We start from the raw sequence: 25,089 nt of genomic DNA, 5'->3' as shown, positions 1-25,089 counted from the left end.
AAGCCTGATCCATCGACGGATCGCTGCTTGCAAGGGTGGACATCGCTTATGGAACATGGTGTCAACGACATCGACGCGCTGGTCAGGGAAGAAAAGCGCCTGACCGCGGTGGAGAGCCACAGCGAGGCCTGGGCCGAAGGTCTTTCGGCAGGCATAGAACCCGAGATCATCGCCGAAGCGGCGCTTGAAACCGCGTTCGGCGAAATGCTGCGCGCCAACGGCGAGACATCGGCCCTTGCCCTGCTCGACCGCATGCGTGAAAAGGTCATTGCTGGCGCCTTCGAACCCGAACGGCTGCGGCACTGAACCGACGTCCGGTTCTTTGACGGCAAATGCCGCTCGGGCATCATGCCCGGAAGCAGGGAGAAACGGGCAGTGAATTTTTCGATGTCAGGCGAGCCGCGCGGCTTGGTCCTTTGCATCTGTTTCGCCGCGTGCAGTGCCGCGATTCCCTTGGTTGCGTGTCTGACAAGCAGTCCCGCTTATGCGCTGAGCGAGATCAAGCGCGAAGAACTCCCTTCGCCGGTCCAACCGATGGTAGACGACGACGTGTCGTCGCCGGGAAGCACCGTGCCGATACCCGATCCGGTCGGAACGCCATCTTCGACCAGCCAGCCAACCGCCCCGGACAAGGCCGAGCCGGTCACCCCGCCGAACGGCGACGGTGCCACCAACAGGCCGCGCGTCGATCCCGACGCGCCCACGCCGGAGGTCGTCTACGACCTCGGCAAGCTGCCTGAACCGGTGCGGCGCATGCATGACCTGATCATCGAAGCCTGCGAGAGCGGCGACGTCGAAAGACTGAGGCCTTTGATCGGCACGGGCGACGGCATGACCCAATTGTCACTGACCGACATAGATGGCGACGCCATTACCTTCCTCAAGGGGCTCTCCGGCGACCAGGATGGCCAGGAGATTCTTGCCATACTGGAGGAGGTGCTCAATGCCGGCTATGTCCATGTCGATGCCGGCACGCCACAAGAGCTCTATGTCTGGCCGTATTTCTTCGCTCTACCCCTGGACAAGCTCGACGCCAGGCAACGGGTCGAGCTGTTCAAGATCGTCACCGCGAGTGACTTCGACGACATGAAGCAGTTCGGCGCCTACATCTTCTACCGCGTCGGCATCACGCCCGCTGGGCAATGGACGTTTTTCGTCGCCGGCGACTGAAACTCGGACACGCGAGTGCCTATTCGTGCGGATCGCCTCGTCGAATGGCTGCATCGGGCCCGTTAATATTCCAGTTGCGGAGAAATCAGGAAGGAAACGAAACTTCAGCCAGTGGTCAAAAGAATGCCCTGGCCGAATTTTTCCGCCAAGTTCTGGATAAGCAGCCTTTCAGATGTTGTAAGGCGCTCTTGATCGACAAACCGCCAGTTGCGCTCGTAGATGGCGAAAGCTTCCTCGGCAGGAAGTGGGCGCGTTGCATCGCGGCTCCAGACGAGTGCCTGGAGCTCCGGAAACTCAGCGGGAACAATCATTGGCGTGATATCTGTGCGCATAACCACTCAATTTAGTGGATCGTGCCTAAGAAATCCAATGATGTGAAATAGCTACGCGGAGGGCGCTTCGGAGAACTCCACTGCCCTGCCCTGGCCCGGCGTCACGATCTCGCCCTCCCACATGATGCGCTGGCCTCGAATGACAGTGCCGACCGGCCAGCCGGTGACTTCCTTGCCGTCATAAGGCGTCCAGCCGGCCTTTGAGCCGGCTTGTGCATTGGTGATGGTCTCTCGCCGCTTCATGTCGACAATTGTGAAATCGGCGTCATAGCCGGCGGCGATACGGCCTTTCCTGGCCATGCCAAAGATGCGCTGCGGGCCGTGGCTTGAAAGATCGACGAAGCGCTGCAAGGTCAGCCTGCCGGCGTTGACGTGGTCGAGCATGATCGGCACCAGCGTCTGCACCCCGGTCATGCCCGAGGGCGATGCCGGATAGACTTTTGCTTTTTCGGCCAATGTGTGCGGGGCATGGTCGGAACCGAGTACGTCGACAATGCCTTGCGCGATGCCGTGCCAGACGCCGTCGCGATGGCGCGGGGCACGGACGGGCGGGTTCATCTGGATCAGCGTGCCGAGCCGTTTGTAGTCGTCCGCCGACAGTGTCAAATGGTGCGGTGTCGCCTCGCAGGTGGCGACATCCTTGTGCTGTTCGAGGAACAATATCTCCTCGGCCGTGGAGATGTGCAGGACGTGGATGCGGGCACGGGCGGCCCGCGCGACGCGCACCAGCCGCTCGGTGCAGCGCAAGGCGGCGATCTCGTCGCGCCAGACCGGATGCGATGAAGGATCGCCCTCGATGCGCTCGCCAAGGCGTTCGCGCAGCCGGAACTCGTCTTCCGAATGGAAAGCGGCGCGGCGGCGGGTGTTCCTGAGGATCGAGGCGACGCCTTCATCGTCCTCGACCAGCAGGTCGCCGGTGGACGAGCCCATGAAAACCTTTATCCCGGCCGCGCCCGGCAGGCGCTCGAGCTCGGCGACATCGTTGGCGTTGTCGCGGGTGCCGCCGACCCAGAAGGCGAAGTCGCAGTGCATACGGCCGGTGCCGCGTCGGACCTTGTCGGCAAGCGTTTCTTCGCTGGTGGTCAATGGATTGGTGTTGGGCATTTCGAACACGGCGGTGACGCCACCGAGCACCGCCGCCCGAGATCCAGTCTCCAGATCCTCCTTGTGCTCCAGTCCCGGCTCGCGGAAATGCACCTGGCTGTCGACGACGCCCGGAAGGATATGCAGGCCCCGGCAGTCGATCGTCTCGCCGGCCGAGGCCTGGCGCAGATCGCCGATGGCGGCGATGCGCCCATTCTTCACGCCGACATCGCGTTGCCCCTCGCCGTCATGGTTGACCACCATGCCGCCTGTCAGGATGAGGTCGTAGGTGTTGGCCATGCTGATCGATCTCTTGCGGGGGGAGTGTCAGCGGCTTACGTAATGGCCAACCGTTTTGCAAGATCAGGCTTTTATTCGCCCCATGCCCTTTGCCCTGCTGAAAGACCGCGCGCTCATCTCCATCTCCGGCCCTGATGCCGAACACTTCCTGCAGAACATCCTGACCACCGACCTCGACGCGCTCGGCGCCGGCGAGGCAAAACCGGGCGCGCTTTTGACACCGCAAGGCAAGATCCTGTTTGACTTCCTGATCTCACGGGCCGGCGAAAACGCGTTCCGCCTCGAATGCCGCGCCGACATCGCTGACGATTTCGTACGCCGGCTGATGCTGTACAAGTTGCGCGCCAAGGTCGAGATTGCCAAATCCGAACAGACGCTTGTCTCCATTGCCTGGGGAAATGAGTCAGCTCCCTCACAAAAGGATTCAACCGTGCTGGCCGACCGGCGCTTTCGCGATGAAAGCGTCACCCGCTCCTATGGCAGCGCTCAAGAGACTGACGACGGTGCCGCATGGCAGGCCTTGCGCATCGCGCATGGCATTGCCGAGAGCGGCACCGACTACCAGCTCGGCGACGCCTTCCCGCATGACGTGCTGCTCGACGAGACCGGTGGCGTCGGCTTCAGGAAAGGCTGCTATGTCGGCCAGGAGGTCGTCTCGCGCATGCAGCATCGTGGCACGGCAAGGCGGCGGGTGCTGATCGTCAGGGCCGAACGGGCCTTGCCTGAGGCCGGCGCCGAATTGACCGTCGACGGGCGATCGGTGGGCACTCTCGGCTCGAATGCCGGCACGATCGGCCTCGGCATCGCCCGTATCGACAGGGTCAAGACAGCGCTCGACGCCGGCCAGCCGATCCTGGCCGGAGACGTGCCGGTTACGGTGGCCATTCCACCTTTCGCCAAATTCAGCTTTCCCCAGGAAGCCGCCGGCACGGAGGAGGCCTGATGGCGGCCGACCGCATCGGTGCGCCGCCACGCGCCTGGCAGCGCATGCTGTCCGGCCGCCGGCTCGACTTGCTCGACCCCTCACCCCTCGATATCGAGATTTCGGACATCGCCCACGGGCTCGCCCGCGTCGCGCGCTGGAACGGCCAAACCCGCGGCGAGCACGCCTTCTCGGTCGCCCAGCATTCGTTGCTGGTGGAAGCGCTGTTTTGCGACCTGATGCCCGATGCGCCGGCGGACGCCCGGCTTATGGCATTGCTGCACGATGCGCCCGAATATGTAATCGGCGACATGATCTCGCCGTTCAAATCGGTGATGGGCGGCAGTTATAAGGACTGTGAACTGCGCTTGCAGCGCGCCATCCATCTGCGCTTCTCGCTACCGCCGGAACCAGGCGCCGGCCTGCGCAAGGAGATCAAGCGCGCGGACCAGATCGCCGCCTATTTCGAGGCAACGCTGCTCGCCGGCTTTTCGACCGCGGAGGCGACCGAGTTCTTCGGTCGTCCACGCGGCTTCAGTGCCGAGCGCTTCGATTTCACGCCGCGCTCGGTAACCTGGGCACAGAATGCCTTCCTGAAGCGTTTTTCCGCGATCGAGAAGTCGCGGCGCAAGGTTGCTACGGCGGTAGGGTAGAAAACGCTAAATTAACCGGAACAGCCGACAGTGCGGTGTTCGATCACGAGCCGCAGGCACGCTCATGCCCGTCGTTGACGACAAGGATGGTTCGACCGTCCCTGAACAGGGGGCCGAAGGCGTGGATCGTCGTGATATGGAAGACGAACTGCGCGAACAAAACGAACGCTTTTCGGCCGCCGTCGAGAACATGTCGCATGGTCTTTGCATGTTCGACGCCGACGAGCGCATGATCATCTGCAACGGCAACTATATCAACATCTTCTGCCTCGACGCCAACGTGGCGCAGCCGGGCATCCATTTCATCGACATCCTGCGGCACAGCGTCGATGTCGGCATCGCCTCGCAAAGCGCCGAAGAACTTTACGCCATCCGCAAGCCCTATATCGATGGAGCGAAACCCTCGACCTATGAGGAGGCGCTCTCTGATGGACGCATCATCAGCATCTCGCACCGGCCATTGGCATCGGGCGGCTGGGTTTCGATCTACGAAGACATCACCGAGCAGCGGCGCGCCGAACAGGATCTCAAGGAACAGCATCGCCGCTTCGACGCGGCGCTCGCGAACATGTCGCAGGGCCTGCTGATGTATGACGCCGGCGGCAGGCTGATCGTACGCAATCAGCGCATCCTGGAGCTTTATGGTGTGACCGAGGCGGATCTGCCGCTCGGCATGACTCACCGCGAACTCCTCGAACGGCTGGTGCGGCTTGGCGTCTATGCGCCCATAGATGTCGAGGACGAAGTTTCGAGGACCGAGGCTCGCGTGCTGGCCGGCCAGACGCGGTCGACCCCCCGCCGGCTCGCCGACGGACGAACGCTGATGGTTGCCCGCCGGCCGATGAGCGGCGGCGGCTGGGTCGCCACTTTCGACGACGTGACCGAGAGCAGGCTTGCCGAGGAGCGCATGACCCATCTTGCGCATCACGACGTGCTGACCGGGTTGCCCAATCGCTCGGTGTTTCGCGACCGGCTCGACCGGGCACTGGAGGATGCGGCCGCGGGACCGCTGGCAATCTTCTCGCTCGACCTCGACCGCTTCAAGGTCGTCAACGATACGCTGGGACATCCGGCTGGCGACCGGCTGCTGAAAGGCGTGGCCGCAAGACTGCTGCGCTGCGTGGACAACGACGCAGATATCGTCGCCCGTTTTGGCGGCGACGAGTTCGTGATCGTCCAGTTCAACGTCGAGGGCCTGGCCAGCGCGGAAAAACTGGCGAAACGCATTGTCGAGGCCATCGCCAAACCATTTCATGACAAGAGCCGGGACATGCATGTTGGCGTCAGCGTTGGCATCGCGCTTTCTCCCGGCGATGGCAGGGACGCCGATACATTGCTGACAAACGCCGACATGGCGCTCTACCGGGCAAAAAGCGAAGGGCGCAACCTGTACCGTTTCTTCGAGCCCGGCATGGATGCCACGGTGCGCGCGCGCCGGGCGCTCGAAGCCGATCTCGATACGGCGCTGCCGAGCCGGGAATTCGATCTCGATTTCCAACCGATCATGGCCATAGCTTCGGGCGAGATTGTCGGCGCCGAGGCCCTGATGCGCTGGCATTCGCCGTCGCGCGGCACTGTGGCGCCGGACGAATTCATTCCGGTCGCCGAGGAAACCGGGCTGATCGTGCCGCTTGGCGAATGGGCGCTGAGAAAGGCCTGTGCGACGGCGGCAGCCTGGCCACCTGGCCTGCGCATTGCGGTCAATGTCTCCGCCGTGCAGCTCAAAAGCGGCGGCTTTGCTCGCAGCGTCATCTCCGCCCTGGCCTTTTCAGGCGTGCCGGCCGGACGACTGGAACTGGAGATCACCGAAACCGTGCTGATGGACGAGAGCAAAGCCGTCCTGAAGACGCTGCGACAGTTGCGTGAACTCGGCATCCGCATCGCGCTCGACGACTTTGGCACCGGCTATTCCTCACTCGGCTATCTCAGGCGCTTTCCCGTCGACAAGATCAAGATCGATCGTTCCTTCATCTCCGACATCGGCAATCTCGACACCGCAGCGATCGTGCGCACCATCATCGGACTGGGCGCCGAACTGGGCATCACCGTCACCGCCGAAGGCGTAGAAACCGAAGCACAGCTCGACATGCTGCGCCGAAACGGCTGCGTGGAGGCGCAAGGCTATCTGATCGGCGTGCCGTCAAAGGCGGCGGAGATTCAGCACCTGTTGAAATCGAGCGCGGTGCGCAGCCAGACCGGCTGACGCCATAAATCAGCGCAGCGTCTCGATGTATTTTTCATGGAAGCCGATATAACCCGGCTCGACAACCTTCAGATGCCGCTCGATCAGCGCATGAAACTCCGGCAACCGGTGGAAGGGCACGCCCGGATAGGCGTGATGCTCGGCATGGAAGGGCATGTTCCAGGCAAGCTTGCGCACAGCCCAGTTGGTCAGCGTCGTCCTGGTATTCTCCAGCATGTTTGCGACGAAGGGGCAGCGGCCATGCTCGGCCACCAGATAGAGCCGCAGGAACGGCTGGCCGAGCAGCGCGGGAAAGATCCAGACATGGAGCAGCACCTTCGCCTTGAACCACAGCGCGAGCATCAGCACGACGGCGTAGAAGGCAATCATCGCGCGCGCCTCGGCGCGTACCTTCGGACGCCCCTTGGGGGGCACGTAGCTGTCCTGGCAACGTCCCACAGCATTGGCGTAGAGCGTCTTCAAATGCCCCAACCACACTGGAAGTCCGGAAACGTGGACCAGGTACTGCCGCCAGGTTTCCGGCTTCGGGAAAGCCAGTTCCGGATCGCGTTCGGGATCCTGTGTGAAACGGTGATGGGCGAAATGGAAATAGCGGAACCAGTCGGCCGGCAGCGCGATCGCCAGGCTGCAGACACGCGCGACTGCGTCGTTCAGCCATTGCCTTTCGAAAGCCGTGCGATGCACCGTCTCATGCAGCAGCGTGAACAGGAACACGATCAGTATGCCTTGCGGCAGCATCAGCAGCGGCCAGAACGGCACCTTGGCGGCGATCAACGATCCGAGGAGCAGGATCGCGCCGAGGTGGAAAGCGAGCTGAACAAGGCCGGGCCCATCCGACTTGCCGGTTAGCCGGCTGCGCTCCTCATTCGTCAGCGAGGCGATCACGTCACGATGATCCATAGGGGCATTCCGGCTGATTGAATTCATTCGGTCAGCATACCCCAGCAAGAAACCTTTCTAACAACGAGGATTTCTGCAATATAGATAAGCTGAGCTTATCTTTTTGGTCACCGCCATGGTTGCACTGCCATCGTTGCGAGGTCTTCAGGCCTTCGAGGCGGCTGCGCGCACCGGCAGCTTCGCCGCGGCGGCGGAAGAGCTATCGGTCTCGGCCGCCGCAGTCAGCCAGCTCATCCGCATCGTCGAGGAGCAAGTTGGCCGCAAGCTCTTCCACCGCGCCAACCGGCGTGTCGTCCTGAGCGAGGCTGGCGTCGAGATGCTGCCTCGATTGACCATGGCCTTCCAGGAAATCGGCAGCGTCTCGCGCCAGCTTGCAGGCGATGCGTTCCGCCCGCGGCTCGTTGTCTCGGTCCCTCCGTCCATGGCCATGGGCTGGCTTTCCGAGCGCCTTGCCGGCTTCATCGCCATCCACGGTGCCGTCGACATATCTCTCAGGGGCGATGACGACCCGGTGTCGTTCGACCGCGACCTGATCGACCTCAGGCTCTCCTACGGTCCGCACTATCGTGAGCACCCGATCGAGGACATTGTCCAGGACGCGGTCTATCCCGTCTGCGCGCCAAAGCTCGCCAGTGTGCTGGAGGCGGATGGCGGTCCGCTCGCCGGGCTGCCCCTGATCCACACCGACTGGGGACCGACCGGCGCATCCTTTCCCTCATGGCGCAGCTGGTTCGAGGCGGCCGGCATCGCGCCTGGGCGCGGCATTCAGCGCGGCCTGTCGGCAAACTCCTCGCGCGCGGCGCTCGACCTCGCCATTTCGGGACTGGGTGTGGCGCTGGCGCAAGGGATCTATTGCGCCGAAGCCGTGGAGGACGGCCGGCTGTTCCGGCCTGTCGCCAAGGCGATTGCGCTGCGTCAGCCCTATTGTCTGACAATTCCGCAGCGGAGCGCAAGAAGAGACGTCGTGGCGGCGTTCCGCGCCTGGCTGGTCGATGAATGCCAGCGCGCGGTGGGCTCGCCGGCGCTCCGCTGAGCCAGCAAGCGGCGATGGTCAGAGGTGCCCGCTCAATGCCTCGACCATGTCCTTGTTCGCCGCCACCGGCACGATCTCGAACTCCACCAGATCCGCCCACTCGATCACCCAGCGCTGCAGCAGCGTGACGTCGTCGGTCTCCACCAGCAGGAAACAGCGGCTCATGTCCGCCGCGATCCAGCTATGGTGCACCAGAAGCTCGTTGGGCTTCAGGCGACCGTAATCGCGGAAGCGGCGGTAGATCTCCTTGCGGTCGCAGCCGCGAAAATCCTCGGTCACCAAAAACAGCATCTCTGCCCCCGATTGGATGATTATCGGCCCGGCCGCTCCAAACGTTCCAGGAACCATTGCGTCAGCCGTACCCAGACCTCGTCCTTCTCGCCGGAGTCCTCCCAGCCATGATCGAGGTTGGGATTGTCGTTGACCTCGATGACGAAGACGCCGTCCTTGGTCTCCTTGAGGTCGACGCCGTAGAGGCCGTCGCCGATGCAGCGCGCCGCCTTGACTGCCGTCTCGACGACATGGGGCGGCGTCTCCTTCAGCGTGAAGGTCTTGATGCCGCCCTGGTCGGGCTTGCCGCTGGCCTTGTGGTTGACGATCTGCCAGTGCTTCTTGGCCATTAGGTAATGTACGGCAAACAGCGGTTGGCCGCCGAGCACGCCGACACGCCAGTCATATTCGGTCGGGATGAATTTCTGCGCGATCAGAAGATCGGAATCCTCCAGCCATTCGGTGGCGAGTGTCTTCAATTCCTCGAAATTGGCGCATTTCTTGACGCCGCGCGAGAAGGAGGAATCCGGGATCTTCAGCACCAGCGGAAAACCCAGCGTCTGCGCCGCGAGTTCAAGGTCGGAAGTGCCGGCTATCATCACGGTCGGCGGAACCGGCACCTTGTTGTAGGCCATCAGCTCGTTGAGATAGACCTTGTTGGTGCAGCGGATCATCGACAGCGGGTCGTCGATGACCGGCATGCCTTCCTGCTGGGCGCGGCGCGCGAAACGATAGGTATGGTTGGAGATCGAGGTGGTCTCGCGGATGAACAGCGCGTCGTAATTGGCGAGCTTGGCGAGGTCCCTCTTGGTGATCGGCTCGATTTCGACGCCCATCTTTTCGGCGATCCTGGCCCAGTAGCGCAGCGAGGAGATTTCCGAGGGCGGCAATTCCTCATGCGGATCGACCAGCGTGGCGAAAGTGTAGCGCGCCGGCGTGCGGCCCTTGGTGTCGCGCCATTCGCGATTGGTATAGGTGTCCAGGCATTGCAGGAAGAAGCTCTCTTCCTCCTCGGTCATGCGCGCCAAGGGATGAAAGCCGATCTTGCGGATCGAGGCCCATTCGGCACTATCCTTGATGTGGACCTCGAGCGCCGGCGCGCGGAACCAGTCGAACAGGAGCTTGGCGAATCGGTCCCACACCTTGGACGGGCCAATGCCGAAGAAGATGCAGACCTTCGCCGGAAAAGCGCCGCCAAGATCCTTGCGGCACTTGTTGAGCGCCAGCTCCAGTTCGGGCAGCGCATGTTCGTAAAGCTTGCGCTCCGACAGATCGATCATGGTTTCGACGGTCGGGATGACCTTGTGGCCGCGCGAACCCGCCAGCAGCGAGGCATAATAGCCGCGGCTCTGGTAGCCGTAATTGTTCGACAGGTTGATGACTTTGGGACGCTGGCCGCGAAACAGCGCCGGATGCGCGAGATAGTCGCGGTTCGTGATAATCTTGTGCGGTGTCGCCACCTGGTCGAGATCGCTCTGCCGGCCAGTTAAGATAACCCAGGTCATTGTTATCAGCGCTTCCCCAGAGTGATGGCGGCGCGCAGTCCGTCGCGGCCGAACTGCGCCATGTTCATAAAGATGCCGTAAGGCACGGGAATGTTGGCGGCATCAAGGATGGTCTCCTGCCTCTCGTCCTCAACCCAGGGATCGTGGATCAGGATATGGTCGCCGTCGTCGCCGATGGCCAACACCCAGTGCGGCACCTTCTTGCCGAACATCAGGAAGCCGCTGATCAGCACCAGCACCAATTTTCCTTTCGCGATCGCGGCGCGAATGTCGTCGATGGTGAATGAACGGTAATTCACCGGGATGCCGTAAAGTTCCGCGCGTCGGCGAAAGTCGACCTGGGCCAGTTCCATCACCCGGCGCTTGTCCGCGCTGCGCACCGACTGGAGGAACAACGCGCCGTAGAAAGACACGTAAATCTCGGCCGCAAGGCCGCTCTCATAGCCGGCGACCGCAAGGCCGAACGGCTCGCAGCCACCCGGGCCCGACATCATGAAGACGGTCGTCGCTTCGCGCCAAAGACGAATTTCCCTGACCGGGTCCGGTACGAAGTCGTGATCGAAATTGCCCATGGCCATCATCAGGCAGCAGGGACCGCAAGTGAATTCGCAGGTCTGCTGGTAGAATGGCACGCTGGTGGCGGCCGGAAGTTCGCCGCGCAAGGTCTTCTCGTAGCGCAGCGCCGTGGCGCCGTCCTCGTAGTAATCGGGTTCGCGACCGATCTTGCGGTAGCCGGCCCGCTCGTAGATGCTGATGGCGCGGGCATTATCCTCCCGCACTTCTAGGCGCAGCATCATGCGGTCGTGTTCGAAGGCCGCCTCCTCCGCCGCCACTAGCAACCGGCGGCCGATGCCGAGGGCGCCAAAAAAGGGACTGGTGGCGATCGAATAAAGGCGCGCCACGCCGCTGCCCTTGCGAAACAGCACAATCGCATAACCGGCGACGCGGCCATCTCTTTCGGCGACCAGCGTCTCGGCGGTCTCGCGCTCGATGAACTGTCGGAAGGAGCGACGGGAAATGCGGTCGCTGGAGAAAACAGCTTTCTCGATGGCGGCGAGATCATCGACGTCAGTCGCGCGGGCCGTGCGGATCTCGGCAGGCATGCGGGCTTGGAAAACCTCGATTGGGTTGTGATGAAGGCCCTATTCGAAACGTCCAGACACCAGCCCAGAACGGCAGCGCCCATCCAGCGCTATCGCACCTCGATTAGGGCCGAATTGTGACAGATTCGGCGCCAGCCCGGGAGGACAAAGGCTTTGAACCAGGTCACCGTTTTCGAGTAGGCGGCGCCGCCAAAAAAACGATGCTGTTCAACTCGCCAGGCCGGCCAGAAGCTGGCTGTAGGCGCTCTTGGCCACGATGGCCAATTGCTCGCGCGGCACTGAGCCGACGACAGCGCAGCCATAGCCCTTGTCCAGCCAGTAGACCGCCTGTGGGCCGGCTTGCGCCGAAGCGTAGGTCCCCCTGGCGTTCTCCACCGATTCGGCCGTTACAAAGAGCGATATGCGCTCGCCCTTGTCGTCTTCATAGAGCAGCATTGCCGCCTTGCTCTCGCCAGCCGGCAGCAACCTGCCGCCGACCAGTTGGAACCCGCTGCCGGTCAAGTCCGGCGCAACCAGCTTCAATCCGACCCGGTTGGACAGCCAGGTCAGCAGATGGTCCCTGTCGCTTGCCGGCACTTCCACCGCATGCCGCTTCTCGGCGGCATAGATGACATGCGCGGCGATCGCCTGCTCGGCCAACTGATCCTCGGCCTGATCTTCCCGGCCAATACCGTCGCTGCCGGCAAAGTAGCCGCCAAACCCGCCCGCGGTCAGTAGACCGGCAGCGGCGGCAGCAAGCCACCAGCGCGAGCGTGGCATTGGCGTCCTGGCTGGCGTCTCGCCAAGCACCACCTTGCGCAACCGCACCGGCACCGGCTCGTCGATCACGCCAGCGAAGGCATCTCGCAATGCCGTCCTGTCGGCGATGAAACGGGCGCTTTTCGCCTTCATCTCGGGAGTGGCGTCGAGCCATGCGTCATAGGCGGCGCGCTCATCGGCCGGCAACTCGCCGTCGAGTGCCATGTGGATGTCGCGTTCGGAGAAATCGCGGCGGATCATTTCTAGACGATCCTTATCGAACGGCGGCGTGCCGTGTCGTCCAGCAGCCCGCGCAACTCCTCGCGCCCGCGCGCGATGCGCGACATCAGCGTTCCGGCCGGCACGCCCAGGATGTTGGCGGCCTCGGCATAGGAAAAGCCTTCGATCGCGACCATAACGAGCGCTGCACGGCGGTCGGGGCTGATCGCCTGCAATGCGTCAACGATCTCGCGCGAGGCGATGCTTTCCACCTGCTCGGCCGGCTGTGCAACCGCCTCGCCCGCTTCCAGCGACAGCATCGCGGCTTCGCCGCGCCGGTTCACTTTGCGCATCTGGTCAATGAACAAATGATGCATGATCGTAAACAGCCACCTCCTGGGGCTTTCTCCCGTCTGCCAGTTGTCGAGCCGCATGAGGGCCCGTTCGAGACAGTCCTGGACGAGATCGTCGGCGGCATCGCGGTCGCGCAACAACGAGCGTGCGTAGCGGCGCAGGCGCGGTATTTCGCCGAGGATTGCTGCCTTCTTTTCGTCCATGACCGCTGGTTTTCGGAATTGCCCTATTCATCAGATTGAACGCGCCTTCGCGGCGCGACGCAAGCAGCCAGTGCGAAGCGGTCCACCGCCCCGGTCACCCAAGCAATGATGTAACGATGGGAGCGGCGGGTTTATTCCCGCAATCAACAGGAGGCCAACTACGCCAAATCGGTCTTGAGAAAGTCATTGCCTTTAAAGAGCAACGGAACATCAAGAGCCTTGGCGCAGGCGTAGGAAAAGCAATCACCAAAATTAAGGTCGGCCGGATGACCGACCGCTTTGCTGTACCGGATGCTGGCATCAATGGCGCGCCCACCGATATCCTCGTTGATGGTTACATTGCGAGCGTCGATCTCAACAATGAACGCATCGACCAGATTGCGCGCCGCAGACAGCATTCCGGGAGTCGGCTTTTTGGCACCGGCATTCACTCGCCCGAGGGCAAGCGTAGCTTCGAGCCGAACAAGCGCTGAAATGTACAGCTGACCGTCGACGTCGGCGATCCGCTTCAGCAATTCCTCCCAACCCGATTCCTTGGCGAGAATTGCAACGACAACCGATGCGTCGACAAACATCAGTCTTCCCACATCTCGTCCATGAATGCCTTCATATCGAAGGTGGTGTCGGACGGCCCCAACGCCGCTGCTTGCGCTTGAAGAACGGCAATCCTCTCCCGCAGCGGTTTGCGGGCGCGGCTTCGTTCAAGTTCGTGCAAAAGCGCGGTTCGCACGGCTTCCGTTTTGCTCGGCGCATTCGTCTCGCGCTGCAATTTCGTCGCCAGCGCATCTACCTCATCGTCGCGGATATAGAGCGGCATATGAATATCTCCGTGAATATTCATATATTCCATTTTGAATATTCAAACAATCCTAACCCTCACGCCCCTTCGCCACCCTGGTCAAAAGCCGCTGGTAAAACAGGCCGATGCCAATCAGCACGGCGCCAAGGCCGATGAAGGACAGCGCGCGAAGCACACCCTCCAGCTCCGACATGTCGAAGAGGAACACCTTCAGTACGGCGACCGCAATCAATGCGGCCGAGGCGATGCGCAGCACCTGCGATTTCAGCCAGACGCCGGCGGTCAGCAGCGCCACGCCGATGATCAGCCAGAGTGCCGAATAGGTGTAGGTTTCCAACTGGCCAAGGCCGCTCCACAAGCCGATGAACTCACCCTTGAACAGGCGCCGCACCGACAACGTGGCATAGGCGAAGGCAAGCAGGGCCGCCACCAGCGCCAGCATGGCGGCATACCATTTCGGCCGCTTGTTGCGGGCATAGAGCGCAAGCCCTCCGGCCGCGACCGCCGGCAGCAGATAGGCGAGGAACAACAGGTTGAAGACCGGGATCTGCCCGGTCGACTCGTCGGTGAAAAGCGGGTTCAGCACCAGGAAATGCTGCACGACGATGAAGGCGACCGAGATCACGCCCGCCGCCATGGACCCGTAGCGCAGCACGGAACTTGGCGAGCGCCTGTCGATGGCCACGAGTATGGCGCCGGCGCCGATCGCGATCAGCGTGTAGATGGCCTGTTCGGCAAGTGTGGGCGCATCGCTGTTGAGGACACCGCCATGCATGGCGTGGCGCACCAGCATGGCAAGCGTCAGCAGTGCAAACAGCGCCGCCGAAGCTTCCATGGCCAGGCGCGGCCGGCCGTCGGTGGTGCGGGCCAGTTGCCAGGCGGCGAAAGCGAAGGCGAGCGCCGGCACGCCATAGCCCGGCAGCAGCCAGTTGAAAACCGGGGTCGTCGACAGGAACTCGGGGCCAACGACGGTCGGATCGAAGATGACACGTCCAAGCACCGCCGCGACCGCGCCGACCGAAATCCAGCCGAGCACCGGATAGGAACGCCAGCGCGTGGCCAGCGCCGGCACGATTGCGGCCGCACCAAGCAGGATGGTTGTCCAGCCGGAACTGAAGGCCATATGCAGCATCAGCAGGCCTGCGAGCGCGGCTCCGCCGAGCGCGAAGAATACGGCCGCCCTGCCCTGCAACGGCGGTTGCTCGCCGCGCGCGATCCACTCGCCGCCGGCAGCGAAAACCACGACCAGCAGCGCCGCCACGGCCGCGTAGGCAAGATCGCGGTCGAGATTGCCGAACGTGAACCAGAGTGCCAGCAGGACGACCAACGGCACGATGACGCCCCACGCCGCCCATGACGCAGCGCGGAAGTGGGTCGCAGCGGCAAATTTGCGGGCGGCCCAGAAACCGGCGCCGATGAAGACAAGGCCAAGCGCAACACCGATGCGCAAGGTCAGTGCGTTCGATGTCGCCAGGGGCACGGCATCGATGCCCAAGACGTCGCCTGAAAAATCAGAAGCGATCGAAGTCGGCGGGATGATCCCGAGATAGATCAGCACCGTCACCAGTCCCGCCGCATAGAGCAGTGGCAGCGCCGGGGGGCGGTAGAGCGCGACGGCCACCATCGCGGCGAGCACGACGGCTCCCGGCAAGGCATCGCCGGCAGCGACGAAGGCCGGATCGACCGAAAGGCCCAGCGCCGAGAGGGCAACAAACAGGCCCGGCGCGACGGACGGCCAGTCGAAAGCCGTGGCTGATCCGCCTTCGTCGCTGCGGCGGCCGAGCCAGACGAAGGCGAGCACGGCCAGCGTGACGGTGTTCACGAACAGGATCACGGATAAATTCGCGCCCGGCGCATCGGTCATATAGAGGATCGTCCAGATGCCGGTACCGACAAAGGCCGCCGTCATCAGCAACTTCCAATCGCGCATGCGGGCAATGACGCCGCTGGCGGCAAGCACGATCGCCAGATAGCCGAACAGGGCCCAGGGATTGGGCGCCTGAGAGGCAATCAGCATCGGCGTCACCATGGCGCCGACGAGGCCGATACCAGCCAGCGCCTGGCCGTGGACAAGGGCGGCGGCAATCGTCGCTATGCCGATGGCGCCGAGCAGCGTGAAGGCGAGCGCCGGCCCGATAAATCCGTAGATGCCATGTGCGGCATAGACGGCGCCGAACAGGATGAAGGCGCCCGCCGCAGTCAGGATCGCCGGGATGTAGGCGCCTGCGGCGCCTTGCACGGGCACCCTGAAGCCGGTGCGGCGAATGAATTCGCCGGCTGCAATCAGCACAAGGCCGAGCAGCCCGGCCATGGTCAGCCGCACACCGGGGCCGAAAATTCCGGCTTCGATCGTGTAGCGGATGAGAAACAGGCCGCCCAGCGCCAGTGCCAAACCGCCGACCCAGACCGCCCAGCGGGTGCCGAGCGCCGTTTCGATATCGGGTTTGCCGGGCGCTTTCACCGCTGCGACAGGCTCGGATTCTGCTGCCTTGGGCGCCGCCTCGCCTGGTGTCCATGGTCCCGGCTTGACCTCGTCCGTCGCGGCGTCGGTTTCCAGAGCCGGCAGCGCCTGCCCGGTGGCTGCCTCGCTGGCCGTTGGCGAAACGACCACGGCCGCAGCAACAACGGCTTCGGCCGGCTGGCCCTCGGTCGCCGCCGGTTCGGACTGCTTGGCGAGAGGCGGCACGGCGCCGGAAAGGACGAGGCTCCGCAGTGCGCCTAGCTCACGCTCGATCAGTCCGATGCGGCTCTGCTGGCGCGAAATGATGACGAACAGCGCGATGATGGCGACAAGGCCGATCAGGCTTTCAAACATGGCGGCTCCCCCAAACCAGACCAGTTGCTACTGACAATCAAATGTGGCCTGCAAACGACCAGCCAACGGCCGTCGGATCGGCGGCTGGAAAGATCGAGCATGTTTCGGCGTCGAAAGCCAGCGGCTTGCGCCCATTGGCCCTCGGCATCGCTTGCGAATGGCCGGTTTCCGGAACATTGCCTGCCAAACCCGCAGCCGATGGCCTATGATACCTTGGCCGCAAAGGGTTCTCCAAGCGACGTCATGGGAATACGTATGCCGCAACGAAGCGCAGGACTGCTGATCTACCGGCGAAACGCCGGGGCCCTCCAGTTCCTGCTCGTCCATCCGGGTGGACCGTTCTGGGCAAGAAAAGACGAGGGGGCATGGTCTATCCCCAAAGGGCTCGTCGACGAAGGCGAGGACGAGTTGAAAGCCGCCCGACGTGAGGCGGAAGAAGAACTCGGCGTCGCCATCAACGGCGACTTCCAGCCTGTCGGCAGTTATCGGCAGCCTGGCGGCAAGATCGTGAGTGCGTGGAGCGTCGAGGCCGATGTCGACACCGATGCCATCAGAAGCAACATGTTCACCATGGAGTGGCCGCCAAGGTCGGGATCCATGAAGGCATTTCCCGAAGTTGACCGGGCCGGTTGGTTTTCAGAGTTGGAGGCCGGTCTCAAGATACTCAAAGGCCAGCGCGCGATCCTGGACGATTTCGTGGAACGGCAAAAAGCCGGATAGGCGCCTGCTGTTCTCACCGGTCGTCCAGTGCGTGTTTGGACGATCCTTATCGTGCCGCCAGATTGGCGGCCGGGAAGATCGAGCATGTCTCGGTGCCGAAAGCCAGCAACTTGCCGCCGGCATCCTTCAACGTCGCCTCGGATACCGCCAGCGTGCGACCCTTGTGAATAACCTTGCCCTCACAGACCACCTCTCCGGTCCTGGGCGTGATCGGCCGCGTCAGGTTCACCTTGAATTCCGCCGTCGTATAGGCCTCGCCTTTTGCGAGCAGCGTCTGCACGGCGCAGGCAAGCGCCGAATCGAGCAGTGTCGCCGCCCAGCCGCCATGCACGCCCCCCAACGGGTTCAGGTGGCGCTCGTTCGGCACACCCCGAAACACGGCACGGGAAGCTGAGCTGGAAGGAAATCGGCGGCGCCGGATATTTGCCATCGATGATGCGCTGCAAAAGTTCCAGGCCGGTGTAGGCAAGCATGTCGGCATGCGGAATGGTGCCGAGGCCGAGCGGCGAGACCCGGCCTGGATAAAGTTCCACTTCGCTCATGTGATGATTTCTCTCGCGGCGGTTTCTCCCGACAGGCCTTTTGTCGTGTGGTGCTTCCGCAGCGCGGCGAGGAAGCCGGAGCGCGCGTCCGGCTGCTCGATGCCGCGCGGCTCGTAGACGTGACGGGTGAAGAAGAAGCCGGTGAGCCGGAAGGCATCCTGGATCGCCGCCGGATCGGCGCGCAGGCCGGAGCCACGCAGGAAGGCCGGCAGCGCCAGCATCTTGTCGCGCCAGGGCGCGCCGGCTTCCCGCGACACCGCTCGGCCCGATTTCGGCGAGACATAGGCAAGATCCTGCCGCGTGCCGGTCGCGGCGCACTGGCTGAGATCGAGACCGAAACCCAGTTCGTCGAGGATCAGGAGCTCGAAACGGGCCACCAGTTCGCCGGCCGCATCGACGTCATCGAGATGCACGATCATCACCGACAGCGCCTCGTAGAGGCCGCCATGGGCGTCGCGCTCGGGCAGCAGGCGCAGATGCGCGGCCATGGTCTGCAGGCCATACACGGCGACCGCACTCTCCATCAACCTGGCCGCATTCATCTCGATCGCTTCGGCCTGGAACGTGCCTAGGTGCTCATCAAGGCGCGCCCGCCAAAGCAGGTCGACACGGTTGCCGGGCTGGAGAACAGGCTGCTGCTTGCGCGAGCGCCCGCCACGCACGAGGCCGAGATGGCGGCCATGCGCACGCGTCATCACCTCGAGGATGGCGCTGGTTTCGCCATGCTTGCGGGTGCCGAGAATGATTCCCTCGTCGCGCCATTCCATGCCTGGAGCATTTCACCGATCGGGTGGCGAAATCAAGGTACGGGCTTGGTGCCTGGGCTGGCTCTCGCAAGGGTGCATAAAAAGCCGCCCGCAGCATAGCTGCGGGCGGTCTGGTGGGGTCAGTCGATCCGTTAGAACGAGCGCTGGAAGCGGAGGATGCCGCCGACGCTGCTCTTCTTGTCGGCCTTGGTCCAGTTGTTGAAGTCGGCGTCGTCGAATTTTCCTGCATTGAGGTAATCGACTTCAGCCGTGATCGTGTAACCGGGCACAATCGTGTATGCGACGTTGGCAGCGACGCCGAGGTTCTTCCAGTCGTCATAGGAGATCTGGGCGTTGAACGAGGTCTTGTCGTTGAACTTGTAGGTGCCGCCACCCCAGATCGCCCAGTTTCCGCCCCACGGCTTGTATTGGGTGCGGCCCGTGCCGAAGTCGTTGATGTTGTCGTTGGTGCCGTAGCCGCCCATGACGAACAGCGTCAATTCTTTGCCGACATTGACGTCCAAGCGAACCTTGCCGGCCACTTCCTCGTAGTTGCTGTCATAGGCGACGACGCCGGTGACCGCACCCCAGTCGCCCTTGTACTTCAAGCCGCCGACGACATGCGGAACATAGCTGTCGATCGTGTTGACGCCGGTACCTTCTTCGAGCGAGACCACGGCCGAGAAGCCGCTGCCACCGTCGAAATAGTACTGCACGACGTTGGTATCCTTGATACCGTACGGGATGATCGTGTCCTGGATGACGTTGCCGGCATAGCCGATAAACGAATCGTATGCCGTTTCATCCTTACCGACGCGCAGGCCGCCGAGCTGAATCCAGGCGAAGTTGAGGGTCGTCGCCTTGTTGCCGGCCTGCCAGCCAGTGCCGCCGGTCTCATAGTCGCCGCTGCTGTTGCCAAATTGAAAGCGAGTCTCGGTGTAGGTCTTCAACGTACCGAGCTCGGTTTCCTGGCCGGTCCAGGTCTTCAGCGCGAAGCGCATGTTCTTGTAGTAGGTGTCGTGGCTATCGCCGTCCATGTGATCGGCAACGTTGTTGACGCCATCCAGCGTGCCGCTGTCCCCGACGCCTATGTCATAGCGGAGATAGCCGCCGATGCGCAGGCAGGTCTCGGTGCCGGGGATATAGAAGTAGCCGGCGCCGTAGACGTCGCAGATCCTGACGTATTCAGCGGGTTCCGGCTCGGCGACGACGACAGCGTCGGCGGCGCGAGCGCCGGAGACCGCGATCAGTGCCGCGGCTGAGCCGAGAAGAAGGCTCTTGATGTTCATTTTCTGACCTCTCCAGTCAAAGTTAAAAATGGCTTCGGATTTTGGTTGGCGGATATATTTTCCCGCCTCACCACAACGAAAAAGGCCCGCACCGCGTCCCCTTTTCGCGGCGAACATACCCATCAATCTTCCGCCTTCAATGACAATTCCACAAATATTCGGGATTGATGACGTAGATTAAATCTGTGTTGCAGAAATAGCACTGGCGAATTCACTTCAAACCACGGCACCGCACAAGTGGAACATTGTCATATTTCCGTAATAATTCCCTGTATGTTCCAATTTTATGATGATATTCTACGAACACCAATTGTTTGAGAAACTTCGCGTAAATAAACCCACTTCCATGGTCGTTTCTACCTAGCCATTCCCCAGCCACGTGAAACCGAAGCCGATCCCCTCGAAGGAGTCTTTTCAGCGGGTCACGGGCACGCCGCGACGGACCATGGGCCATGATGGGAAGATCAACCCGACGTCAACGGGCTCATCTGCAAGAATCCGCGCTGGCCAACTGAGAAGTCGACCCAAGCGGAGCCTCGGCGTCCCTGGTCGATAGCCGCCAGCCAACGGTTTGGGTCATTATTACCGGCGCTTGTGGTCGGCCAGCACCGCGTCGATGACGCGCCAGGATTGTTCGATCTCGGCCGAGTTGACGTCTATCTCGCCGGCGGCGGTGATCAGCGCCTTCCATAGTGCCCAGCCGCGGCCGCGCGCCCAGGTCGCGTCGTCGACGCCGAGGCCAGCGCGGAACACTTCACGGCTTTGCCCCTCGAACAACGTCCAGGCAATCGCCAGATCGCATGAGGGATCGCCGATGCCGGAGGTGCCGAAGTCGATCACCGCGCTTAGCCTGCCGTGTTCAACCAGAAGATTGCCCCAACTGACATCGCCGTGGAACCAGACGGGTGGGCCTTGCCAAGGGGCGGCAAGAGCCGTTTCCCAGACGGCGCTTGCCGCGCCGGCGTCGATACGGGTGTCGAGCGCCGCGATCGCTTGTCTCGTCTCCCCGTCATAGACGTTCAGCGGCCCGCCGCGAAAGAAATTGTGTTGGCCCGGCCCCGGTCCGCCAGCCGGGTCGATCCGCTTCAGCGCAATCAGAAAGCCGGCCAGGTCCGCCGCGAATTCCGACAGGTTGGCGATACGCTCGCGCTTTGCAGTCTCACCTTCGATCCACCTGTAGACGGACCAATGCCACGGATAGCCTTCGGCCGGGGCTCCCATCGCCAGCGGTATAGGGATGGGCAGCGGCAACAGCGGCGCCAGGCTCGGCAGCCAGCGATGTTCCTTCTCCACTTGCAGGGAATAGGCGGCGGCACTGGGCAACCGAACGGTCATCTCGTCGCCGAGACGAAAGCTTCTGTTGTCCCATCCGCCAGGTTCAATCGGCCGAACCGCAAGATCCCTCCAGCGAGGAAACTGCGCCGCGATCAACCGGCTGACCAAAGCTGCGTCGATATTCGACTTGCTATCCATCCATCCTAGTGCGGAAACTCGAGCCCCATCTCACGGTAGCGTTCGGGATCGTCGCCCCAGTTCTCGCGCACCTTGACGAACAGGAACAGATGCACCTTTTGCTCGAGGATGCCGGCGATTTCCATACGCGCCGCCTGGCCGATGGCACGGATGGTCTCGCCCTTGTGGCCGAGCACGATCTTCTTCTGGCTGTCGCGTTCGACATAGATGACCTGCTCGATGCGCACCGAGCCGTCCTTCTTCTCTTCCCATTTCTCGGTTTCGATGTGCGAGGAATAGGGCAGTTCCTGATGCAGCCTGAGATAGAGCTTCTCGCGAGTGATCTCGGCGGCGAGCTGGCGCATCGGCAGATCGGAGATCTGGTCTTCCGGATAATACCAGGGCCCCACCGGGAGCGCCTCGGCAAGGTAATCGAGAAGGTCCTTGCAGCCGGAGCCGGTCAGCGCCGAAACCATGAAGGTGCGCTTGAACGGCACTCTTTCGTTCGCTGCTGCCGCCAGAGCCAACAACGCCTCCGGCTTGACGCGGTCGACCTTGTTGAGGATCAGCGCCATCGGCTGGCGCACATCCTTCAGGCGTTCGAGAATGGCGTCGGCATCACCTCTAATGCCACGCTCGGCATCGATCAGGAGCAGCACGATATCGGCATCCTTGGCGCCGCCCCAGGCTGTCGTCACCATTGCCGTGTCGAGACGCCGCTTTGGCTTGAAGATGCCCGGCGTATCGACGAAGACGATCTGCGCGTTGTCGTGCGTGGCGATGCCTCTGACGATGGCACGCGTCGTCTGCACCTTGTGGGTGACGATTGACACCTTGGCGCCGACAAGCTGGTTGACCAGCGTCGACTTGCCGGCATTGGGCGCACCGATCAGCGCTACGAAGCCGGAATGCGTAACGGCCGCAGGCGCGGCCGGAACCGTGTCTTCCGTGGCTGTCATGCCGCGTCTCCCTGATCGATCCAGACACCTTCACGAATCAGAAGGGCGGCGGCGGCGGCCTGCTCGGCCTCGCGTTTGGAGCGGCCGCTGCCGACAGCCGGCTGGAACCCACCAACCATGACACTGACGGTGAACAGCGGATCGTGATCCGGCCCCTCGCGGCTATCGATGCGGTAGACGGGCACGGCGCTTGCCGCCTGATGCGCCCATTCCTGCAACTCGGTCTTGGCGTCGCGTCGGCCGGCGCCCGACGCCTGCGAGCGCGGCTGCCAATATTTGTGGATGAAAGCGCGCGCCGCTTCCAGCCCTCCGTCGAGGTAGAGCACGGCGATCAGCGATTCCAGTGCGTCGGCGCGCAGATTGACGCGCTTGCGTCCCTCGAGCCCTTGAACGTCGGATCCGGCGCGGATCAGCTCCGGCAGACCAATATGTTCGGCGATCTCCGACAGCGCCTCGGCATTGACCAGCGCGTTGAAACGCAGCGACAATTCGCCTTCCGCCGCATCGGGAAACGCGGCCAGCAGCATATCGGCCACCACCAGGCCGAGAACCCGGTCGCCCAGGAACTCAAAGCGCTCATAGTCGGTGCCGGCATTGGCGCCGCGGGCGCTGGCATGGGTCAAGGCACGCTGCAGGCGCCGGCGGTCGGCAAAGGCATGGCCCGTGCGTTCCACCAGCGCTTCGGCGAGCGCGTCGGCGGTCAGCCGTCTTGTCGCCGCCATGACCCTAATTAACGAAGTGGAAGAGGCGCGAAGCACGCATAAGCGACGGCCATTTCCAAATTTCGAGCGGGCTCGCCTTGCCGGCGATCGAGAAGAAAACAAGGTTGGCGCGGCCAACCAGGTTTTCGGCCGGAACGTAGCCGACGGAGAATCGGCTGTCGGCGGAGTTGTCCCTGTTGTCGCCCATCATGAAATAGTGACCGGGCGGAACATCGAACTCGCGCGTGTTGTCGCCGATCGAGTTCGGCGACAGATCCAGCGTGTCGTAGCTGACGCCGTTGGGCAGCGTCTCGCGATAGACGTCGATCGGATAATCCTTTTCGGTGATGTCGGGATTGTCGATCTGTCCGGTCTTCACGCGCGGCACGCCGACGCCGTTGATGAACAGCTGGCCGTCCTTCACCTGGATCTTGTCGCCAGGCAGGCCCACCACACGTTTGATATAGTCGACGGACGGGTCTGGCGGGAACTTGAACACAGCCACATCGCCGCGCTTCGGCTCGGAGCCCCAGATGCGGCCCGAGAAGATGTCCGGGCCGAAGGGCAGCGAATAACGGGAATAGCCGTAGGACCATTTGGTGACGAAGAGATAGTCGCCCTCGAGCAGCGTCGGCCGCATCGAACCCGACGGGATGGAAAAGGGTTGGAACAAGAGCGTGCGAATGACCAAGGCAAGCAAGAGCGCCTGGACGATGACGCTGACGGTTTCGCCAAGCCCGCCGGATTTCTTCTGGGGTTTTTCAGCCACGCTCATGTCGTCCTCGATTGTGCGTTGGATGGTATAGAGTCTCGGCGCGCGCTGGGCAACGTCATGCCGGTGGTCAGATGCAATCAATGTGGCGCTTGTTCGACGGGCAACGCTTCGATGATCACAAAGGCTTGAGCAAGCGGAAAATCATCCGTGATGGTGAGATGGATCATCGCCCGATGGCCCTTTGGCAGAATCGCGTTCAGCCGCGCCTCGGCGCCACCGGTCAGTGCCATGGTGGGCGCGCCGCTCGGAAGATTGACGACACCCATGTCGCGCCAGAACACGCCCTGCGCCAGGCCGGTGCCCAGTGCCTTGGCGCAGGCCTCCTTGGCTGCGAAGCGCTTGGCGTAGGAGGCCGCCCGCGCCCGACGGTTTTCGGAGCGGGCTTGCTCGACCTCGGTGTAGATTCTCTGGATAAAGCGCTGGCCATGGCGCTCCAAGGACTTTTCAATGCGTCTGATATCGATCAGATCGCTGCCGATGCCGATGATCATCGCGCGGTGGAACCGATGCTTGCGTTTGGGTGAGACGATTGCTCATGGCGGGCCGCGCGCTCTGCCAGCCGTTTGCGCCGCTGCTCGCGAAAGGCGTTCATGCCCCAGCGCGTGATGGCGTAGAACAGAACCCCAAAGGCCAGTCCAAGCGGTATCGCACCGATCAGCATCGGCTTCAGCACCGGGGCCCACAATTGCGCGAAGGAAAGGTTGTGCAGCATCTCGCCCAGATGTGCTGGCGGGCCGTGCGCCGGCAGGCGGCTGTGCAGGATCAGCTTGCCGGTCTCCCAGGAGGCGCCCCACAGCAGCGGGAACGTCAGTGGATTGCCGAAGAATACGGCGCCAAGTGCGGCCGCCACCAGATTGCCGGCTATGAGCCAGCACAGCACCGCGGCAATGGCGAAATGGAAACCCACCGGAAAGAACGAAGCAAAGACGCCAGCGGCGACGCCGGCCGCCACCGCATGCGGCGTGGCCTTCAGCCGCAGGATGCGCTTGGAGAAGTACTGCAGCGAGCGCGAAAACGACCGGCGCGGCCATAGATAGGTACGCACCCGCTCCAAGAGGCCATCAGGCTCGCGGCGTCGAAAAAGCACTCTATTCCAATTCCTGATCTACCAATACCCGCCGTCCTGCCACCCAAGCCAGGTCACAGCAACTTATCTTGCGCTTCCGGGGCGCAGAAAGGCAACAACGACTTTGATATAGCGACAGGCTGCCTTCGGAACAACGAAACGCTGCCGCGATGGTCTGCCGCAGGGGGTAACAAGATCGCCATTGAGGCGAAACTGAGGAAAAGAAGGACGGCCGGC

At 62.7% G+C, this 25,089-nt stretch carries 26 protein-coding genes and 1 pseudogene; 7 read left to right on the top strand and 20 right to left on the bottom strand.

The features are described 5' to 3' along the window. Nucleotides 1-48: 48 nt before the first annotated feature. The gene (locus LB547_RS13590) at nt 49-306 is read left to right on the top strand and encodes a hypothetical protein (protein ID WP_008874920.1); all 258 of its coding nucleotides are present in this window, start codon (nt 49-51) and stop codon (nt 304-306) included. Between the two features lie 81 nt (nt 307-387). Then, a complete protein-coding gene (locus LB547_RS13585) occupies nt 388-1,170 on the top strand; it encodes a hypothetical protein (protein ID WP_140764166.1) in 783 nt (260 codons plus the stop codon). Nucleotides 1,171-1,274: 104 nt separating this feature from the next. On the opposite strand, the gene LB547_RS13580 is transcribed toward LB547_RS13585, so the two are convergent. Together LB547_RS13580 and LB547_RS13575 are read right to left on the bottom strand one after the other, a co-directional pair. Then, a complete protein-coding gene (locus LB547_RS13580; RefSeq protein ID WP_140764147.1) occupies nt 1,275-1,502 on the bottom strand; it encodes a hypothetical protein in 228 nt (75 codons plus the stop codon). 51 nt (nt 1,503-1,553) lie between these two features. Next, nucleotides 1,554-2,885: a dihydroorotase gene (locus tag LB547_RS13575; RefSeq protein ID WP_140764144.1), complete on the bottom strand. Its 1,332-nt coding sequence runs from the start codon at nt 2,883-2,885 to the stop codon at nt 1,554-1,556. 82 nt (nt 2,886-2,967) lie between these two features. On the opposite strand from LB547_RS13575, the gene LB547_RS13570 reads away from it, so the two are divergent. The 3 genes from LB547_RS13570 to LB547_RS13560 all read left to right on the top strand — a co-directional run bounded on the left by LB547_RS13570 (nt 2,968) and on the right by LB547_RS13560 (nt 6,663). Continuing rightward, entirely contained in the window at nt 2,968-3,828 is an 861-nt protein-coding gene (locus LB547_RS13570; protein ID WP_140624531.1) for a YgfZ/GcvT domain-containing protein, read from the top strand. After that, on the top strand, nt 3,828-4,460 hold the full coding sequence (locus LB547_RS13565; RefSeq protein WP_140517817.1) for an HD family hydrolase: 633 nt from the start codon (nt 3,828-3,830) through the stop codon (nt 4,458-4,460). The genes LB547_RS13570 and LB547_RS13565 overlap by 1 nt, the downstream gene beginning before the upstream one ends. Before the next feature lie 64 nt (nt 4,461-4,524). Continuing rightward, a complete protein-coding gene (locus tag LB547_RS13560) occupies nt 4,525-6,663 on the top strand; it encodes a putative bifunctional diguanylate cyclase/phosphodiesterase (RefSeq protein WP_140686394.1) in 2,139 nt (712 codons plus the stop codon). A gap of 9 nt (nt 6,664-6,672) precedes the next feature. On the opposite strand, the gene LB547_RS13555 is transcribed toward LB547_RS13560, so the two are convergent. After that, entirely contained in the window at nt 6,673-7,563 is an 891-nt protein-coding gene (locus tag LB547_RS13555; protein WP_140764139.1) for a fatty acid desaturase family protein, read from the bottom strand. 115 nt (nt 7,564-7,678) lie between these two features. On the opposite strand from LB547_RS13555, the gene LB547_RS13550 reads away from it, so the two are divergent. After that, on the top strand, nt 7,679-8,596 hold the full coding sequence (locus LB547_RS13550) for a LysR substrate-binding domain-containing protein (protein WP_140672036.1): 918 nt from the start codon (nt 7,679-7,681) through the stop codon (nt 8,594-8,596). Between the two features lie 18 nt (nt 8,597-8,614). On the opposite strand, the gene LB547_RS13545 is transcribed toward LB547_RS13550, so the two are convergent. The 8 genes from LB547_RS13545 to LB547_RS13510 all read right to left on the bottom strand — a co-directional run bounded on the left by LB547_RS13545 (nt 8,615) and on the right by LB547_RS13510 (nt 16,602). Continuing rightward, entirely contained in the window at nt 8,615-8,887 is a 273-nt protein-coding gene (locus LB547_RS13545; RefSeq protein ID WP_140494567.1) for a DUF3303 domain-containing protein, read from the bottom strand. 20 nt (nt 8,888-8,907) lie between these two features. Continuing rightward, entirely contained in the window at nt 8,908-10,371 is a 1,464-nt protein-coding gene (locus LB547_RS13540; protein ID WP_140494569.1) for a RimK family protein, read from the bottom strand. 5 nt (nt 10,372-10,376) lie between these two features. After that, on the bottom strand, nt 10,377-11,474 hold the full coding sequence (locus tag LB547_RS13535; protein WP_140494571.1) for a GNAT family N-acetyltransferase/peptidase C39 family protein: 1,098 nt from the start codon (nt 11,472-11,474) through the stop codon (nt 10,377-10,379). Nucleotides 11,475-11,681: 207 nt separating this feature from the next. Next, nucleotides 11,682-12,473, bottom strand: coding sequence for an anti-sigma factor family protein (locus LB547_RS13530; RefSeq protein ID WP_140657961.1), 792 nt, complete (start codon nt 12,471-12,473; stop codon nt 11,682-11,684). 2 nt (nt 12,474-12,475) lie between these two features. Then, complete coding sequence (locus tag LB547_RS13525; protein WP_140494575.1) at nt 12,476-12,988, bottom strand: RNA polymerase sigma factor; 513 nt, start codon at nt 12,986-12,988, stop codon at nt 12,476-12,478. Nucleotides 12,989-13,146: 158 nt separating this feature from the next. Then, a complete protein-coding gene (locus LB547_RS13520) occupies nt 13,147-13,563 on the bottom strand; it encodes a type II toxin-antitoxin system VapC family toxin (protein WP_140520684.1) in 417 nt (138 codons plus the stop codon). Continuing rightward, a complete protein-coding gene (locus tag LB547_RS13515) occupies nt 13,563-13,805 on the bottom strand; it encodes a type II toxin-antitoxin system VapB family antitoxin (protein ID WP_140520954.1) in 243 nt (80 codons plus the stop codon). Before LB547_RS13515 ends, LB547_RS13520 begins: the two co-directional genes overlap by 1 nt. A gap of 52 nt (nt 13,806-13,857) precedes the next feature. After that, nucleotides 13,858-16,602, bottom strand: a complete 2,745-nt coding sequence (locus LB547_RS13510) for a DUF2339 domain-containing protein (protein ID WP_140555802.1) — start codon at nt 16,600-16,602, stop codon at nt 13,858-13,860. Between the two features lie 255 nt (nt 16,603-16,857). Here LB547_RS13510 and LB547_RS13505 point away from each other — a divergent pair, with 255 nt between their 5' ends. Next, nucleotides 16,858-17,322, top strand: a complete 465-nt coding sequence (locus LB547_RS13505; protein ID WP_140520686.1) for an NUDIX domain-containing protein — start codon at nt 16,858-16,860, stop codon at nt 17,320-17,322. A gap of 46 nt (nt 17,323-17,368) precedes the next feature. Here the strand turns inward: LB547_RS13505 and LB547_RS13500 are convergent. The 9 genes and pseudogenes from LB547_RS13500 to LB547_RS13460 all read right to left on the bottom strand — a co-directional run bounded on the left by LB547_RS13500 (nt 17,369) and on the right by LB547_RS13460 (nt 24,873). Continuing rightward, nucleotides 17,369-17,864: pseudogene (locus tag LB547_RS13500) on the bottom strand (PaaI family thioesterase). Next, nucleotides 17,861-18,631, bottom strand: coding sequence for a DNA repair protein RecO (gene recO / locus LB547_RS13495; protein ID WP_140494585.1), 771 nt, complete (start codon nt 18,629-18,631; stop codon nt 17,861-17,863). Before recO ends, LB547_RS13500 begins: the two are co-directional and overlap by 4 nt. A gap of 131 nt (nt 18,632-18,762) precedes the next feature. Beyond that, nucleotides 18,763-19,899 (bottom strand): porin, encoded by a 1,137-nt coding sequence (locus tag LB547_RS13490; RefSeq protein WP_140633359.1) that lies wholly within the window; start codon nt 19,897-19,899, stop codon nt 18,763-18,765. Between the two features lie 582 nt (nt 19,900-20,481). Next, nucleotides 20,482-21,372: an aminoglycoside phosphotransferase family protein gene (locus LB547_RS13485; RefSeq protein WP_140565007.1), complete on the bottom strand. Its 891-nt coding sequence runs from the start codon at nt 21,370-21,372 to the stop codon at nt 20,482-20,484. A 5-nt stretch (nt 21,373-21,377) separates the two neighbouring features. Then, nucleotides 21,378-22,310: a GTPase Era gene (gene era / locus LB547_RS13480; RefSeq protein ID WP_140494591.1), complete on the bottom strand. Its 933-nt coding sequence runs from the start codon at nt 22,308-22,310 to the stop codon at nt 21,378-21,380. After that, nucleotides 22,307-23,032, bottom strand: coding sequence for a ribonuclease III (rnc, locus tag LB547_RS13475; RefSeq protein WP_140494593.1), 726 nt, complete (start codon nt 23,030-23,032; stop codon nt 22,307-22,309). Before rnc ends, era begins: the two co-directional genes overlap by 4 nt. Before the next feature lie 4 nt (nt 23,033-23,036). Further along, nucleotides 23,037-23,786 carry a signal peptidase I gene (gene lepB, locus LB547_RS13470; protein WP_140494595.1) on the bottom strand — a complete coding sequence of 250 codons (750 nt, stop codon included), beginning with the start codon at nt 23,784-23,786 and terminating at the stop codon, nt 23,037-23,039. Between the two features lie 77 nt (nt 23,787-23,863). After that, nucleotides 23,864-24,277 carry a holo-ACP synthase gene (gene acpS / locus LB547_RS13465; protein WP_140494597.1) on the bottom strand — a complete coding sequence of 138 codons (414 nt, stop codon included), beginning with the start codon at nt 24,275-24,277 and terminating at the stop codon, nt 23,864-23,866. Next, nucleotides 24,274-24,873: a DUF2062 domain-containing protein gene (locus LB547_RS13460; RefSeq protein ID WP_140494599.1), complete on the bottom strand. Its 600-nt coding sequence runs from the start codon at nt 24,871-24,873 to the stop codon at nt 24,274-24,276. Before LB547_RS13460 ends, acpS begins: the two co-directional genes overlap by 4 nt. Between the last annotated feature and the right edge of the window lie 216 nt (nt 24,874-25,089).

Origin of the sequence: Mesorhizobium sp. B264B1B, assembly GCF_020165765.1 — a bacterium.
Classification (GTDB): Bacteria; Pseudomonadota; Alphaproteobacteria; order Rhizobiales; family Rhizobiaceae; genus Mesorhizobium.
Note: the sequence above shows the minus strand (reverse complement) of the source record. Positions and strands in the feature narration are given on the sequence as shown.

Bases quoted from the DNA above. Each gene is read 5' to 3' on its own strand.
- LB547_RS13565 (WP_140517817.1), top strand. From the start codon at position 3,828: ATGGCGGCCGACCGCATCGGTGCGCCGCCACGCGCCTGGCAGCGCATG.
- LB547_RS13485 (WP_140565007.1), bottom strand. From the start codon at position 21,372: ATGGATAGCAAGTCGAATATCGACGCAGCTTTGGTCAGCCGGTTGATC.
- LB547_RS13515 (WP_140520954.1), bottom strand. From the start codon at position 13,805: ATGCCGCTCTATATCCGCGACGATGAGGTAGATGCGCTGGCGACGAAA.
- LB547_RS13590 (WP_008874920.1), top strand. From the start codon at position 49: ATGGAACATGGTGTCAACGACATCGACGCGCTGGTCAGGGAAGAAAAG.
- LB547_RS13570 (WP_140624531.1), top strand. From the start codon at position 2,968: ATGCCCTTTGCCCTGCTGAAAGACCGCGCGCTCATCTCCATCTCCGGC.
- LB547_RS13580 (WP_140764147.1), bottom strand. From the start codon at position 1,502: ATGCGCACAGATATCACGCCAATGATTGTTCCCGCTGAGTTTCCGGAG.
- LB547_RS13510 (WP_140555802.1), bottom strand. From the start codon at position 16,602: ATGTTTGAAAGCCTGATCGGCCTTGTCGCCATCATCGCGCTGTTCGTC.
- LB547_RS13505 (WP_140520686.1), top strand. From the start codon at position 16,858: ATGCCGCAACGAAGCGCAGGACTGCTGATCTACCGGCGAAACGCCGGG.
- LB547_RS13540 (WP_140494569.1), bottom strand. From the start codon at position 10,371: ATGACCTGGGTTATCTTAACTGGCCGGCAGAGCGATCTCGACCAGGTG.
- LB547_RS13530 (WP_140657961.1), bottom strand. From the start codon at position 12,473: ATGATCCGCCGCGATTTCTCCGAACGCGACATCCACATGGCACTCGAC.
- era (WP_140494591.1), bottom strand. From the start codon at position 22,310: ATGACAGCCACGGAAGACACGGTTCCGGCCGCGCCTGCGGCCGTTACG.
- LB547_RS13490 (WP_140633359.1), bottom strand. From the start codon at position 19,899: ATGAACATCAAGAGCCTTCTTCTCGGCTCAGCCGCGGCACTGATCGCG.
- LB547_RS13520 (WP_140520684.1), bottom strand. From the start codon at position 13,563: ATGTTTGTCGACGCATCGGTTGTCGTTGCAATTCTCGCCAAGGAATCG.
- LB547_RS13535 (WP_140494571.1), bottom strand. From the start codon at position 11,474: ATGCCTGCCGAGATCCGCACGGCCCGCGCGACTGACGTCGATGATCTC.
- LB547_RS13545 (WP_140494567.1), bottom strand. From the start codon at position 8,887: ATGCTGTTTTTGGTGACCGAGGATTTTCGCGGCTGCGACCGCAAGGAG.
- acpS (WP_140494597.1), bottom strand. From the start codon at position 24,277: ATGATCATCGGCATCGGCAGCGATCTGATCGATATCAGACGCATTGAA.
- LB547_RS13555 (WP_140764139.1), bottom strand. From the start codon at position 7,563: ATGGATCATCGTGACGTGATCGCCTCGCTGACGAATGAGGAGCGCAGC.
- rnc (WP_140494593.1), bottom strand. From the start codon at position 23,032: ATGGCGGCGACAAGACGGCTGACCGCCGACGCGCTCGCCGAAGCGCTG.
- LB547_RS13560 (WP_140686394.1), top strand. From the start codon at position 4,525: ATGCCCGTCGTTGACGACAAGGATGGTTCGACCGTCCCTGAACAGGGG.
- LB547_RS13550 (WP_140672036.1), top strand. From the start codon at position 7,679: ATGGTTGCACTGCCATCGTTGCGAGGTCTTCAGGCCTTCGAGGCGGCT.
- LB547_RS13585 (WP_140764166.1), top strand. From the start codon at position 388: ATGTCAGGCGAGCCGCGCGGCTTGGTCCTTTGCATCTGTTTCGCCGCG.
- recO (WP_140494585.1), bottom strand. From the start codon at position 18,631: ATGGAATGGCGCGACGAGGGAATCATTCTCGGCACCCGCAAGCATGGC.
- lepB (WP_140494595.1), bottom strand. From the start codon at position 23,786: ATGAGCGTGGCTGAAAAACCCCAGAAGAAATCCGGCGGGCTTGGCGAA.
- LB547_RS13525 (WP_140494575.1), bottom strand. From the start codon at position 12,988: ATGGACGAAAAGAAGGCAGCAATCCTCGGCGAAATACCGCGCCTGCGC.
- LB547_RS13575 (WP_140764144.1), bottom strand. From the start codon at position 2,885: ATGGCCAACACCTACGACCTCATCCTGACAGGCGGCATGGTGGTCAAC.